A 12,409-nucleotide genomic window follows, 5' to 3' on the forward strand; every position below is an offset into this window, starting at 1 on the left:
TCCCTTAGCTCGCAAGCTTGTCGCGACTGTGGGGCGACAGCCGCCGGGTGAAGGCTTCCGTCAGTGCGGGCAGGAAGCGGATCGCGTCGGTGACGATCCCGAGGTGAGCGAAATCGAAAATCGGCGCGTTCGGGTCGGTGTTGATGGCCACGATGAGATCCGCCCCCTCGACGCCAACCCGATGCTGGACGGCGCCGGAAATCCCGGCCGCTATGTAAAGCTTCGGCCGGATGGTCTTGCCAGTTTGGCCGATCTGCCGATCAGCTGGCATCCAGCTCTTCTGGACCAACGGGCGCGAACAGCCATGCTCGGCGCCGATTGCCCGCGCGAGATTCTTCACAAGCTGCAGGTTCTCCGCCGCGCCTAGACCGAGGCCTCCCGCAACCACGACGTCGGCATAGGCAAGATTTGCCTTTGCCGACTGACTATCCGGCAGGAAGCCGAGGATTTTGGTAACGATCTCGTCCTCGGCTACCGAGAGCTTGTGCCGGATGACACGCCCGACCGGTTTATCCGCCCGCTGCGGCATGGGCATGACCCTCGGTCGCACTGTCGCCATCTGGGGGCGGAAATTGAGCGTATAGATCGTGCACAACAAGGAACCGCCGAAAGTCGGACGGGTGGCGGCGAGCGAACCGTCGGTATCCACATCGAGTTCGGTGCAGTCGGCCGTGAGCCCTGTCTGCAAGGTCGTCGCCACGGAGCCGGCAAGATCCCTGCCGAGTGTGGTGGCACCGAGAAGAAGGATCTCGGGTTTGTGGGTATCGACCAGATCCGTCATCGCCTTGGTGAAAGGCTCGTTCCTGTAGTCGGCGAGCAGCGGCTCCTCGACGATGTAGACCAGGTCGGCACCATAAACGAAGGCTTCGGCAACGGCGTTCCCGATGGCCTCTCCCGGCGGTCCAAGCACGACGCCCGCAAGCTGGACCTGAAGCTTGTCTGCTAACTTGCGGCCTTCGCCGAGCAGTTCGAATGATACGGGATGGACCTGACCGCGTTCGAGCTCGATGAAAACCCAAACGTGCCGGTAGTCCTTGAAATGCGCGGGCAGCTCCTTCTTTATGCCGGCACGGCCGGCGGCAGGGCGAGGGGTTTCTCGGTTCGCGGTCGACATCGTCTGCTCCTTGCCCTCTCACGCGCCGCCGTTGAAGGCGAGCTCATGTTCCAATGCCGGCTGGCGGGTGAAAATTGCCGTGATGAGTTCGTCAGCGACATCGCGCAAGGCCATCTCGGCGGTGTCGATTTTTGCCGCCTTTTCCGCCCGCGCAGGAGGGGCGAAAACGCGCTTGACGACCGTTGGTGAACCGCGCAGGCCGCATTTGGTGAGATCCTCAATGCCGGCGTCGGCCGCACTCCATTTCAAGACCAGGCTGCGCGCGGCGCACAGGGCGTCCTGGATCGAGCCCCGGCGGATCTCGTTTGTGCCTTCCAGCATGGTGATGAGGCAAGGGAGCCTGCTCTTCAGCATCTGTGTGCCGCCTTCGGAGCGGCGCTCGACCTTGATCTCGCGTGCAGCAAGGTCAATAGAGGCGATCTTCGCGACATAGGTCAGTTGCAGGAGTCCGAGGCGCTTGGCGATGCCGGGCCCGACCTGGGCGGTGTCGCCATCGATCGTCTGCTTGCCAGTGAAGACGAGGTCTGGCGTGCCGAACGTCTCGCCAACCTTCGCGATTGCCTGGGAAAGGGCGAACGAGGTCGCCAGCGTGTCGGAGCCGGCAAAATAGCGGTCGGTCAAGAGCACCGCTCGGTCGGCGCCGTAACCGAGCGCCTTGCGCAGCGCGTCCTCTGCCATGGGCGGACCCATAGTGAGCACGGTGACTTCGCCACCATAGGCGTCGCGCAGCCTGAGGGCTTCTTCGAGGGCGAACAGGTCGTAAGGGTTGATGATAGTCGGAACACCCTGGCGCATGATCGTGTTCGTCACCGGATGGACCCTTATCTGTGCCGAGTCCGGCACCTGCTTGATGCAGATTACGATGTGCATTGGCGGTTTCTCTAGGCTCCTGTCCGGATGCGGGCTTGGCGGTTATCTCTTTGGAGCGCATCATTCGTGCCAACTGTTTTGCGCTGCCCCCTATTCCTAGAACTTCGCTTGGTTGCTTCCGAGGGCGCCGTGGTGATGACGGATTTGTCGGCTTCTCGACATTGTCGCGTCGCAACCCGTGTCGCGGTCATTCCTGTCCGAACCGCTTCAGTACGGAGTCGAACGGGACAAAGGTGCGGCCCGGCGTGGCAGGTTTGTTCGGATCGTGGTCTTTGAGCACCTTGAAGACCCGATGCGAGAGCGGCGAGGAAATCGCGAAGTCTTCGTAAGCGCGTTCGAGCGTCGCGCGCACCCGCGCGGCAATCACCTGGTCGGGCAGACCGGAGAAATCTTCTTCGGCAAGGTATTGGCCCACGCGCTTCATGATATGGAGCCGCGAGACATTCAGCACCTTCGGATCATAGGAGACGCCAAGGACTGCGAAGAACTCCTCCGCAGCCGACAGGCGCTTCAGTCGTGCGAGGATGTCGGTGACATCGATAGGGCGGCTGTCAGCGGAACAATTCATTGCATTCTCCCTGGTCGGAAAACTGTGGTGTCGGTGCGCTCGCGCACGGCTGACCTGGACCCGCACAGCTCCGCGAGGGATGCCTCGCTGCACATTCCATCGTAGAGCTCGACCAGTTTCGTTGCAGTGACGGTCGATTTGGTCTCGGCCGCCTCGCGCCGGGCGCGGGCCACCATCGCGGCTGCCAGATCCGGGTCGAGATCGCGGCCGCTTTCGCTCAGCACATGGGCAATCGCAGTGGCGCCGGAATGCTTGCCGATGACGATACGCCGGCAGCGGCCCACGAGAGCCGGATCGAGCCCCTGATAAGTACGCGAGTCCTTCAGCAGCCCTGCGACGTGAATGCCGGATTCGTGGGTGAAAACATCGGCGCCGACGACCGGCTTAATGGCCGCGGTCTGCCGGCGGGCGGCCCAAGCCACCTGGGCGGCGAGGTCGGGCAATGCGGTCAGCTCGATGCCGGTATCCGCGCCGTCGAGGACCGCCATCGCGGCGGCCACCTCTTCCAGCGCGGCATTGCCCGCACGCTCGCCGAGCCCCAGGACGGTGACGGACGCATGGCGCGCGCCTGCGCGGATCGCGGCCAGCGTGTTGGCGGCAGCAAGTCCGAGATCGTTGTGCGCATGAAATTCAAGCTCGATTGGAGACTGCGGCACGAGCTGGGCGACAAGTTCGAAGGTCGAAAACGGGTCGAGAACGCCGACTGTGTCGGCTAGCCTGACGCGGCTTGCGCCGGCGCGTGCAGCCGTCTCGATGACGCGGGCGAGATGATCCCGATTGGCCCGCGAGGCGTCCTCGCAGCCCACCGCGACGAAGAAGCCGGCGGCGGCTGCGCGCCTGACCATACGTTCGATGACCTGGAGCGCTCCCGCCTTATCGAGGCCGAGCTTGGCGGCAAGTTGGATGTCCGACGCAGGCAGCGATAGATTGATGGCGTGGACGCCGCTCTCGATCGCTGCATCGAGATCCAGCGACGTCATCCGGCACCAGGCCATTAGCCGAACCGGGAGACACCGCGCGACCACGGCGCGAATTGTTTCGATCTCGTCGGCGCCCATGACCGGCGTGCCGATCTCGATCTCTGTGACGCCGGCCGCCGCAAGAGACTCGGCGATCTCCAGCTTTTCCGTCGTCGTAAAGGCGACGCCGGGTGCCTGCTCGCCATCGCGCAAGGTCGTATCGTTGAGAAAGACATGACGGGTCATGAACGGCAGCCTGTTCTGCTGCCGCTCAGGCATAGACCGGATTGAACGTCTTCGGCGCCTCGCCTACCGGGCCCAGGACTGGAAAAGCCACGCAGCTTCTCCACGATTGCCGGCATGACCTCGAGCACCCGGTCGACGTCCGCTTCGCCGTTGTCCCGCGCCAAGGAGAAGCGGACTGCCGCGTGTGGCGTTTTCATCGCGCTCAGGACATGGCTCGGTTCCAGCGAGCCGGAGGTGCAGGCGGAGCCGGAGGAACACGCGATGCCCACGCGGCTGAGGAGAAGTGGAATTCCATCACTTTCGACATGTTCGAAGGAGATGTTTGCGGTGTTGGGCAACCGTTCCAGGGGATCACCAGTGACACAGGTGCTTGGGATGCGCTGGAGAATCCCGTCCTCTAAACGGTCGCGGAGCGACTTTACCCGTGTGGTCTCGTCGTCCATGAATTTCAAGGCGAGTTCGGCCGCCATGCCGAGCCCGACTATGCCGGGCGTATTCTCGGTGCCAGCACGCCGGTTTTGTTCTTGGTGGCCCCCCTTGATCAGCGAGTGGAAATTGACGCCACGTTTTACGAAAAGCGCGCCGATCCCTTTCGGCCCATGCAGCTTGTGGCCGGAGAGCGACAGCATGTCGATTGCGGTCGACTTCAGGTCCATCGGAAGCTTGCCGACCGCCTGCACAGCATCGGTATGGAAAAGGGCGCCCACTTCCTTGGCCAACTCGGCAAGCCTGGCCACGGGGAAGATCACACCAGTCTCATTGTTCGCCCACATTATCGAGACGATTGCCACCTGTGGGGTGAGGGCGGCCATATAGGCGTCGAGGTCGAGCCGGCCACGGCAATCCACCGGGATCCTGTGCACCTTGACGCGGCGGGTCTTCTCAAGATGCGCGCAGAGCGTCAGCACGGCGGGATGCTCGACCGCGGACGTCACGATCTCGGTTCGGTTGGGCGTCGCCTCGAGCGCCGAAAGAAGCGCTGCATTGTCGCTTTCTGTCCCACCCGAGGTGAAGGTGATCTCATCGTCGAACTCCGCGCCGATCAGAGCTTGCAACTGCCTCCGCGCCTTTCTCACCGCCGCACTGACTGAGGCGCCAAGAGCGTGCGCCGACGAAGGGTTGCCGAATTGATCCCTAAAGAACGGCAACATCGCTTGCACGACCTCAGGATCGGCCCGTGTGGTTGCGTTGTTGTCGAGGTAGACAGGTTTCATGTGCGATCCTCAGTTGACCGGAATGACGCGAGCGTGCGACCGCCTCATTGAGCCTCTGGCGCATGCCGTTGATGATGATGGGCCCGAACTGGCAGCCGGCGCAGACGCCCGAGAGTTTGACTTAGACCGGATCGGCGTCGACACGGACAAGTCCGCAGTCGCCGCCGTCAGCCCGCAGGTAAGGACGCCCGAACGCGACAACGTTATCGATAAGCCGAATTTGGCGCAGCGGCGCGATTTGGCCGCCAGCAGCTTGGGTGCCACCAGGAACCGAACTGTTTCGGGAGGCGACGTTCTTTGCATCCTACCTGAAGCGATTGCCGGTCCCAAGATCGGCTTCGACCTTGCCTTGTTCTTGAGGACAGGGACATCTGTTGTGCCGGCCATATAAGCCTCCTCTGCCGCAAATGAGTCCGTCAACGGCAATCGCTTCATGGACCCGCACAGGCGCTTCGGGCGATCAACTGAAGGACTTGCCGCAGCCGCACTTCTCGCGCGCGTTGGGGTTATCGAAGACAAAGCCGGAAGATTCGAGCCCGGTGAGGAAGTCGACGGTCATGCCGGCGACATGCGGTTGGGAGCCCGCGTCCACGAACAGCTTGATCCCATCTGTCTCGGTGATCGCGTCGCCCTCGCGCGACACGCTCTCCAGGCCCATTAAGTATTTGAAGCCGGCGCAGCCGCCGGCCTGGACCATGATGCGAAAGCCTTCCGCCGGCTCGCTGGCGCGGGAAAGAGCAGTCTTGATGGCGGCAACAGCGTTGTCGGTGAGCGTAATCATGGCTCCATTCTCCTCAGTCCGGGACCTGCTTGCGCATCACGTTGCATGCACCGTGCCAAAGCGAAAAAATGTTTCAACACAGCGCGGCATCTCTGACACTGCGGTGGTTCTTGTGAGTCCATTGCTGCGAAGGTGTCGGCCAACCGACACGTACTGTCGGGTTTGTCGGGTCCGCCACGCGGGATGTTGGGCCTGAGTTGTTGGCTGAACTCACATTAAACCAATCACCATTACAGAAGACTTCTTCTGAGCTTGCTTCGGTCAATTGGCACGGTTTTTGAAGCTCCATTTGGCGAGGCGGCAAGAGACTGCCGATCCACAATCGTGTCGTGGGTGCCCTCGCGATCGATGGGGCGAAGCAAGGGAGCAACATGTCAGGACTGGGTCAGACACGCTTTGTTTGGCGAAGCAGCGCCGCCCGTGGCATCCGAATGACCGATTGGCCGATTGCGACAACACCCACAATCGCTCACCACCGCCCGGTGGCCACCGACCGGCTCGATGTGATTCCATCGGCATGTGCCTGCTCGTGTCACTCGGGTCTCGCCGCTCCGATAGCACCCCCGGTTTTCGCGCGGGTGCGACGACGTGCGCACGCTGTCCAGCGACACTTTGTTCACGGGCCAGCAGCAGATCAGGGTCGAGCATTACGGCGCGCCCTATCGGCTGAAGATTCACCGGCAGGGCAGCTGATCCTCACACGTAAGTGGAAGCAGGGGTAAGACATGGACCAGCGCGAGAAACCGTCGCCGGACGAAATCCGGCGGGCGTGCGAAGACAATCCGAAAATCCGGGAGCATGATCTCGCCGCTCGATTGGGCATTTCGGAAGCCGAATTGGTCGCGGCGCATTGTGGTCACGGCGCGGTGCGCATCGAGCCGCGCGTCGATGATCTGCTGACCGGCCTCGAAGCGGTCGGCGAGGTGATGGCGGTCACCCGCAACCAAAGTGCCGTGCACCAAAAGATCGGCGTCTACGACAAAGTGGTCACCGGCAACCCGCATGCCATGGTGCTCGGCGACGAGATCGACCTGCGCATCTTCCCGAAAGCGTGGGCGTATGGCTTCGCCGTCGAGAAGCGCGAGGGAGCCGAGATCCGCCGCAGCCTGCAATTCTTTGATGCCACCGGCGAGGCGATGCACAAAGTACATCTCAGGCCCGCCTCGAACCTGCACGCCTATCAGAATGTGGCGGCAGAGCTCGTATCCTCCGACCAGGAGCCGATCATATCGGTCGAGCTGAGCGGGGCGCGCGATAACGCAGTGAGTCCAGACCAAGCCGCCACGGTCGACGACCTACGCGAGCACTGGAGCCGGCTGAGCGACGTGCATCAGTTCTACCATATGTTGAAGACACTGAAGCTCAGCCGCTGCCAGGCGATGCGTATGGCCGACGAGGATTACGCCTGGCTGCTCGACAATGATGCCGTTGGCGCCCTGTTCCAACAGGCGGCCGAAGACGAGATGCCGATCATGTGCTTTGTTGGCAATCGTGGTTGCATCCAGATCCATTCCGGCCCGATCAAGTCGGTCAAGCAGATCGGGCCGCGGATCAATGTGCTCGACGAGAACTTCCATCTCCATCTTAGGACTCATCACATCCGCGAGGTCTGGGCCGTGCGCAAGCCGACGAGGGACGGTCACGTCACGTCCGTTGAAGCCTATGGCGCCGACGGCAAGATGATCATCCAGTTCTTCGGCACGCGCAAGGAAGGCGAACGCGAGCGCAGCGACTGGCGGTTTCTGGCCGAGAGTCTGCCACGCGTTCCCGGTCCGACCGACAGGGATGTGTAGAGTGCCGACAGGCCCTCGGATTGAACCGGCCGCCATAGGGCTCGGCACCACGTTCCGACAGCGGCTCGCGAGGAAATATAGGTCCATGTGCGATAGAGCTTGCCGTCGTAGCGCATACGGACGGTCAGGTGTGCACGCCGGAATTGACCGCATCGATACAGTCAAGCTCGTCGTCGGCCGGACCGCTGCGCACGAGTGCATCGCCGTCTAACCGGAAATCCTTGCAGCGGCTGCGAGCGATACAACGCATACGCCATCAGGGCCGAACCGAAGCGCGGCTCGACCTTGTTGATAATTTCGATCATCGCGCGCAAGCGCCGCCGGGTCTTGTCGGACCGCACCGATCCTTGCGCTTGATCGCGTCGTTGCTCAATCCGGGCCGTGCGAGCGATCTCCTCGCTCATCGACCGGAAGGCAGTGCAGCAGCAGCCAGGCCGAACAGCCCGATGTCGCGGACTCGACAAAACCGACGTGGATGTCGGTTGTCGGACGTTGTCCTAAGAATGATGGACAGGTGATCATCAACCTAGCGGCGGTGGGCCCAGTGCAGGCTGGCATCGCTTGGTGCAGCGCCATGGGTACGCCTATCCGGCACGCGACTTGCTTTGACAATTTGATCAGCAGGGCATCAGCAGGGGGTCAGCAGTGCGTCACGGAGCTCAGCGGTGATTGACCAGCCTCTCAACCCTAACGGGGATAAGCGGCGGCTTTGCTTCATGACCGCAGCGCGGCGGAGATGCTCCTTCTGATTGATTTCGCAACCGATCTCATCCGCGCTGGTGCAGGTGGGCTGTATCGGGCGACAGAATCTAGAAGGCGCCCGACAAGAGATGTACCCATGCTGGAAATCGACTTTATGAACAGCGGTGCAATCTCAATCGAGCCATGAACGCCAATGTAGAGAAAGCAAAATGGCGACCAACCCCGTTCCAGATCATGTCCCGCCCGAAATGGTGAGGGACTTCAGCCTGTTTACGTCACCAGGGATGTCACCGACGCCCAACGGGGATCCGCAAGCAGCCGTCGCTTGCGTACATGCCGGGCCGCCGATCTTCTATTCGCCCTGCAACACGCGCGATGGGCGGGGTACCTGGGTCATCACTCGCGCCAGTGACCAGCGCCGGGTGCTGCAGGACGCCGAAACGTTTTCGAGCCATCGCAGCATCTTCGCGTCCGCGCTTGGCGAAAACTGGCCGATGATCCCGCTTGAACTGGATCCGCCTGCCCATGGCGTTTTTCGCTCACTACTCAATCCGCTGCTTTCGCCAAAGCGGGTGATGGCTTTGGAACCGGCTGTCCGCGAACGGGCGGTCGAGCTGATCGAAAGGATCGCCGCGTCGGGCACAAGCTGCGACGTCATGAAGGATTTTGCATTTCCTTTCGCGGTGAGCATCTTCCTTCGCTTTCTGGGGCTGCCGGATGACCGACTCGACACATTTGTCGGCTGGGGGAAAGATCTGCTTCACGGTAACGATGTGAAACGCCCGGCGGCGGCCCGGACGATCGTGGCATTCATCGACGAACTTGCAGCCATGCGGCGCGAGGAGGCGGTTGACGATTTCATGACCTTTATTGTGCAGGCACAGGTCGAGGGCCCCCGGCTGACGGACACCCAAGTCCGCGGCATCGGCGTGCTTGTTTTCGTCGCTGGGCTCGACACGGTCGCAGCAGCTATAGGCTTTGACTTGGCCTACCTCGCGCGCAACCTCAAAGATCAGCAATTGCTGCGGAGCGAACCGGACCGGATCGTGCTCGCGGCCGAAGAATTGCTGCGCGTCTATCCGACCGTTCAGTTGATCCGCGTGGCAACGAAAGATATCGACTTCGAAGGCGCGCCGATCCGGAAGGGGGACTATGTTTCCTGCGCCACGATGATTGCCAATCGTGACCCGGCGGAATTCGAATGCCCCAACACGATCGATTTGGAGCGGGAGGACAACCGCCACGCCGCTTTTGGCTATGGTCCCCACCGTTGCCTTGGCTCACACCTTGCCCGGCGGGAGATTGTCATTGGCCTGGAGGAGTGGCTGGCGCGCATCCCGGCTTTCAGGATCAAGCAGGGTACGGCACCGATAACTTCTGGCGGCCATGTGTTCGGGATCGAAAATTTGATCCTGGACTGGTCTTAGGCCCGCCCCGAGCCGGGGCACAGACAATGGAGGCAGCTTCATGCGCATCATCGTCCAAAATGCCAAATGCCAGGGTCACGCGCGATGCGCGGCGCAAGCGCCGGACATCTTCAAGCTTGATGACGAGGGTTACATCCTGCCTGGTGACATTGAAGTTGCGGAAGGGGAGGAGCTGCCTGCATCGCGAGGCGCGCGATCCTGTCCTGAACGTGCGCTGGAACTCACTCGCCGACGCTCTGAATCAGACGTCATTCAACCGTGAGTCTGGCGGGCTTGAATGGGGCCGAGCATGTAGCCGCACTCAGCACGCGACGTTTGTCCTGCACGGTCCACGTCCAACTCTGCGGGGGCATTTCCGGCGCCAGTGTTCCCCATGAGGCGCAGACGGCAGGGCGGGGGCTCGCGAAACGCCTCTGCCAATCACAGAATTTGCGACAGAGCCGATGGACCAGACGAAAATTGCCGAACTACTCGACCGCGAGGCGATCCGCGACTGCGTACACCCGAAGAACTGCCCGACCCATGTTGCGGCAGGCCGGGTCTCTGCATGATTTGATAGGACAAATGGGAGAACGCACCATATTTGCCCAACATTATGCCCGGCTCAGCACCGGCCAATGGCCGCAGATCGAGCTGGAGAGGAGGTTCGACCAGCATGTGCTTGCCTGTGTGCTTTCACGTGCGCTCGAGGAGATCGAGGCCGGCGAGGCGACGGCGACGGAGGCAACCGGACTTTCGCGCGCCGAGCTGCGCGATGTCCTGGCCCGCTGTTTCCCTGCTATTCCTGTCAACGCGTTTGCCTTGAAAGAGGTGAGCGAGCCCGAGCCGGATCTGGAGGAAGAACTTCTGCATGGACTGCTGCTGGCGCATGCCCGACCTGGCGACCCGACGAGCGCCCGCTTCGCCAAGATCATCGCCCGGCGTGCCATGCGCAATGACCACCTCTGGCAGGACCTTGGCCTTTTTAATCGAACCGACCTCGGCCGCCTGCTCGCCTCGCATTTTCCGACGCTGGCGGCCGGCAACACCCAAAACATGAAATGGAAGAGATACTTTTACCGCAAGCTCTGCGAGGCCGAAGGTTTTTCGCTGTGCAGCGCGCCCAGTTGCCGGGAATGCAATGATTTCGAAAGCTGCTTCGGCCCGGAGGAAGGCGAAAGCCACCTCACACGGATCAAGAACGGCATCGCCTCGGATTGAGAGCCGCTTCCGTCAGTCGTAAGCCCCAGCGCTCGCGCCGCGCCATATGTCTCTTGTCGAATGTCGACTGACGCCTTCGGGGATTGAATGCTGTGCCTGCTGCCCGATTGCTCGCGGTGCTCGCTTCGGCGGGCCGTCGTCATGGCGCGCCGCCGGTGGAGCTCTTACGGCAGGCGCAAGCGATTTGACCTGCTTGCGAGCGTCTTTCTCGTTGCCGCAAAAAGAGAGCCTCAAAGTGAGCTAAAGCGGAAAACGGGAGAGTGACAGTGATCGCACTGACAATTCGTGAGGATATTTGTTGCATTTTAAGCTGGCATGATTGCAGTTTCTCGATTTTTGGGCACATTGTGCCGCCAAGTCGGGTGGTCACTATGAAATCGCGATCCAGAATGCTTCCAATGCTCGCCGCGTCGTTGGTAGTCGGGGTTGTATCGGCCGAAGCGAAAACCTGCGATGAGGGCGATACCCGTCAGGAACATCCCGTCGGCAACTTCAACTTCGTAACCAGCTCCTGGGTCGAGAAGAAAGGCAAGCTGCGACGTTACGTTTCTTGTGTTAAAAACCTCGATCCCAACAGCGATCTCCTAGTCACCTGGTTTATCGCTGGGCCATTTCAGACCTATGTTCCCGCGACAGTCGAACTACCCACGCCTCGATTGCGTGACGACATCAGCCCCAGGCCAGTGCGTGGCTGCATCCAATATGCCTACAGGAACACGACTTCGGCGCGGATCCGGTTTCTGTCGCCGGAAGAGCAGCGAGCATTGGTGGCCGCCAGCAACGGGGCTATCCGCGATCTCGTATCGGCCGCCCTTGTGACTGGCGCCCGGTTCGGCGAGCTGGCCCGGCTGCGCGTCGCTGACTACGACGTCGTGAACAAGTCGGTGTTCATCGCCGAAAGCAAAGGCGGCAAGCCGCGGCATGTGCGATTGCCAGACGGCGGGGCGGACCTGTTCGCCAGGCTTGCCGCCGATCGCGGCGCTGGCAAGTTCCTCCTTCGACAGGAGAGTGGCGCGGCGTGGGCGCCGTCGACCTACAATCGTTCATGGAAAGCTGTTCAGCTGTTCTGCAGACGGCAAGGGTGCAGTCCGTCACCCTGCACGAGCTGCGGCACACCTACGCCAGCACGGTGGTCCGGAACGGGGCGCCGCTAATCATCGTGGCCCAAGCGCTCGGGCACAGCGACACCCGAATGGCCGAGAAGCACTATGCGCACTTGGCGCCCTCATATGTGGCGGACACGATCCGCCGTATGGCCCCTTACATCTAGACTAGTCTCTCATGTTCCCTGTCAAGGTTGAAGGCAAGAAGGCTCGCCTGCTTGGCAGGTTTGCGAAGCAGTCGGACCGGCTGAAGCTGCACAGGGCTGGGGGTGGAGCTCAGAGACGACGGTTGATCAGACTCTCATCCGCGGGTTGGGTACCGGCCTTCCTATCTTCGTCTCGGGGCTGTCCTCGGTCTAGAGGGCGGGCGTCGGGCGCATCGGCTTGGCCACATAACTAGCGACGGGAGTTCCCCACCGTGGCCCCACCCCC

Annotated in this window: 14 protein-coding genes; 8 read left to right on the top strand and 6 right to left on the bottom strand. The window is 61.7% G+C overall.

Annotation, left to right across the window (positions count from 1 at the left end; translation table 11 throughout):
- Positions 1-4: 4 nt before the first annotated feature.
- The 5 genes from NKI25_RS22525 to nifS all read right to left on the bottom strand — a co-directional run bounded on the left by NKI25_RS22525 (position 5) and on the right by nifS (position 4,971).
- A complete protein-coding gene (locus NKI25_RS22525; RefSeq protein ID WP_352846638.1) occupies positions 5-1,114 on the bottom strand; it encodes an electron transfer flavoprotein subunit alpha/FixB family protein in 1,110 nt (369 codons plus the stop codon).
- An 18-nt stretch (positions 1,115-1,132) separates the two neighbouring features.
- Complete coding sequence (locus tag NKI25_RS22530) at positions 1,133-1,984, bottom strand: electron transfer flavoprotein subunit beta/FixA family protein (protein WP_352639912.1); 852 nt, start codon at positions 1,982-1,984, stop codon at positions 1,133-1,135.
- Between the two features lie 187 nt (positions 1,985-2,171).
- A complete protein-coding gene (nifW, locus tag NKI25_RS22535; RefSeq protein WP_352480507.1) occupies positions 2,172-2,552 on the bottom strand; it encodes a nitrogenase stabilizing/protective protein NifW in 381 nt (126 codons plus the stop codon).
- Positions 2,549-3,757, bottom strand: coding sequence for a homocitrate synthase (gene nifV / locus NKI25_RS22540; protein WP_352999408.1), 1,209 nt, complete (start codon positions 3,755-3,757; stop codon positions 2,549-2,551). The genes nifW and nifV overlap by 4 nt, the downstream gene beginning before the upstream one ends.
- Complete coding sequence (nifS, locus tag NKI25_RS22545) at positions 3,754-4,971, bottom strand: cysteine desulfurase NifS (RefSeq protein WP_352999411.1); 1,218 nt, start codon at positions 4,969-4,971, stop codon at positions 3,754-3,756. The genes nifV and nifS overlap by 4 nt, the downstream gene beginning before the upstream one ends.
- 13 nt (positions 4,972-4,984) lie before the next feature.
- On the opposite strand from nifS, the gene NKI25_RS22550 reads away from it, so the two are divergent.
- Positions 4,985-5,362: a hypothetical protein gene (locus tag NKI25_RS22550; protein WP_352784623.1), complete on the top strand. Its 378-nt coding sequence runs from the start codon at positions 4,985-4,987 to the stop codon at positions 5,360-5,362.
- A gap of 69 nt (positions 5,363-5,431) precedes the next feature.
- On the opposite strand, the gene NKI25_RS22555 is transcribed toward NKI25_RS22550, so the two are convergent.
- Positions 5,432-5,752, bottom strand: coding sequence for a HesB/IscA family protein (locus NKI25_RS22555; RefSeq protein ID WP_023678237.1), 321 nt, complete (start codon positions 5,750-5,752; stop codon positions 5,432-5,434).
- Positions 5,753-6,340: 588 nt separating this feature from the next.
- Here NKI25_RS22555 and hemP point away from each other — a divergent pair.
- The 7 genes from hemP to NKI25_RS22595 all read left to right on the top strand — a co-directional run bounded on the left by hemP (position 6,341) and on the right by NKI25_RS22595 (position 12,144).
- Entirely contained in the window at positions 6,341-6,445 is a 105-nt protein-coding gene (hemP, locus tag NKI25_RS22560) for a hemin uptake protein HemP (RefSeq protein WP_023678236.1), read from the top strand.
- 32 nt (positions 6,446-6,477) lie between these two features.
- Entirely contained in the window at positions 6,478-7,545 is a 1,068-nt protein-coding gene (locus tag NKI25_RS22565; protein WP_352784620.1) for a hemin-degrading factor, read from the top strand.
- A gap of 911 nt (positions 7,546-8,456) precedes the next feature.
- Positions 8,457-9,674, top strand: a complete 1,218-nt coding sequence (locus NKI25_RS22575) for a cytochrome P450 (RefSeq protein WP_352999414.1) — start codon at positions 8,457-8,459, stop codon at positions 9,672-9,674.
- A 40-nt stretch (positions 9,675-9,714) separates the two neighbouring features.
- A complete protein-coding gene (locus NKI25_RS22580; protein WP_352999416.1) occupies positions 9,715-9,936 on the top strand; it encodes a ferredoxin in 222 nt (73 codons plus the stop codon).
- A 302-nt stretch (positions 9,937-10,238) separates the two neighbouring features.
- Entirely contained in the window at positions 10,239-10,874 is a 636-nt protein-coding gene (locus tag NKI25_RS22585) for a nitrogen fixation protein NifQ (RefSeq protein WP_352999418.1), read from the top strand.
- Positions 10,875-11,140: 266 nt separating this feature from the next.
- The gene (locus tag NKI25_RS22590) at positions 11,141-12,028 is read left to right on the top strand and encodes a tyrosine-type recombinase/integrase (RefSeq protein ID WP_352999419.1); all 888 of its coding nucleotides are present in this window, start codon (positions 11,141-11,143) and stop codon (positions 12,026-12,028) included.
- Positions 11,920-12,144: a tyrosine-type recombinase/integrase gene (locus NKI25_RS22595; RefSeq protein ID WP_352999421.1), complete on the top strand. Its 225-nt coding sequence runs from the start codon at positions 11,920-11,922 to the stop codon at positions 12,142-12,144. Before NKI25_RS22590 ends, NKI25_RS22595 begins: the two co-directional genes overlap by 109 nt.
- Positions 12,145-12,409: the final 265 nt, after the last annotated feature.

Source organism: Mesorhizobium sp. M0808 (genome assembly GCF_040320025.1).
GTDB lineage: Bacteria > Pseudomonadota > Alphaproteobacteria > Rhizobiales > Rhizobiaceae > Mesorhizobium.

Coding starts and splice junctions, on each gene's coding strand:
- NKI25_RS22525 (WP_352846638.1), bottom strand. CDS start 1,114: ATGTCGACCGCGAACCGAGAAACCCCTCGCCCTGCCGCCGGCCGTGCC.
- NKI25_RS22530 (WP_352639912.1), bottom strand. CDS start 1,984: ATGCACATCGTAATCTGCATCAAGCAGGTGCCGGACTCGGCACAGATA.
- nifW (WP_352480507.1), bottom strand. CDS start 2,552: ATGAATTGTTCCGCTGACAGCCGCCCTATCGATGTCACCGACATCCTC.
- nifV (WP_352999408.1), bottom strand. CDS start 3,757: ATGACCCGTCATGTCTTTCTCAACGATACGACCTTGCGCGATGGCGAG.
- nifS (WP_352999411.1), bottom strand. CDS start 4,971: ATGAAACCTGTCTACCTCGACAACAACGCAACCACACGGGCCGATCCT.
- NKI25_RS22555 (WP_023678237.1), bottom strand. CDS start 5,752: ATGATTACGCTCACCGACAACGCTGTTGCCGCCATCAAGACTGCTCTT.
- NKI25_RS22565 (WP_352784620.1), top strand. CDS start 6,478: ATGGACCAGCGCGAGAAACCGTCGCCGGACGAAATCCGGCGGGCGTGC.
- NKI25_RS22575 (WP_352999414.1), top strand. CDS start 8,457: ATGGCGACCAACCCCGTTCCAGATCATGTCCCGCCCGAAATGGTGAGG.
- NKI25_RS22580 (WP_352999416.1), top strand. CDS start 9,715: ATGCGCATCATCGTCCAAAATGCCAAATGCCAGGGTCACGCGCGATGC.
- NKI25_RS22585 (WP_352999418.1), top strand. CDS start 10,239: ATGGGAGAACGCACCATATTTGCCCAACATTATGCCCGGCTCAGCACC.
- NKI25_RS22595 (WP_352999421.1), top strand. CDS start 11,920: ATGGAAAGCTGTTCAGCTGTTCTGCAGACGGCAAGGGTGCAGTCCGTC.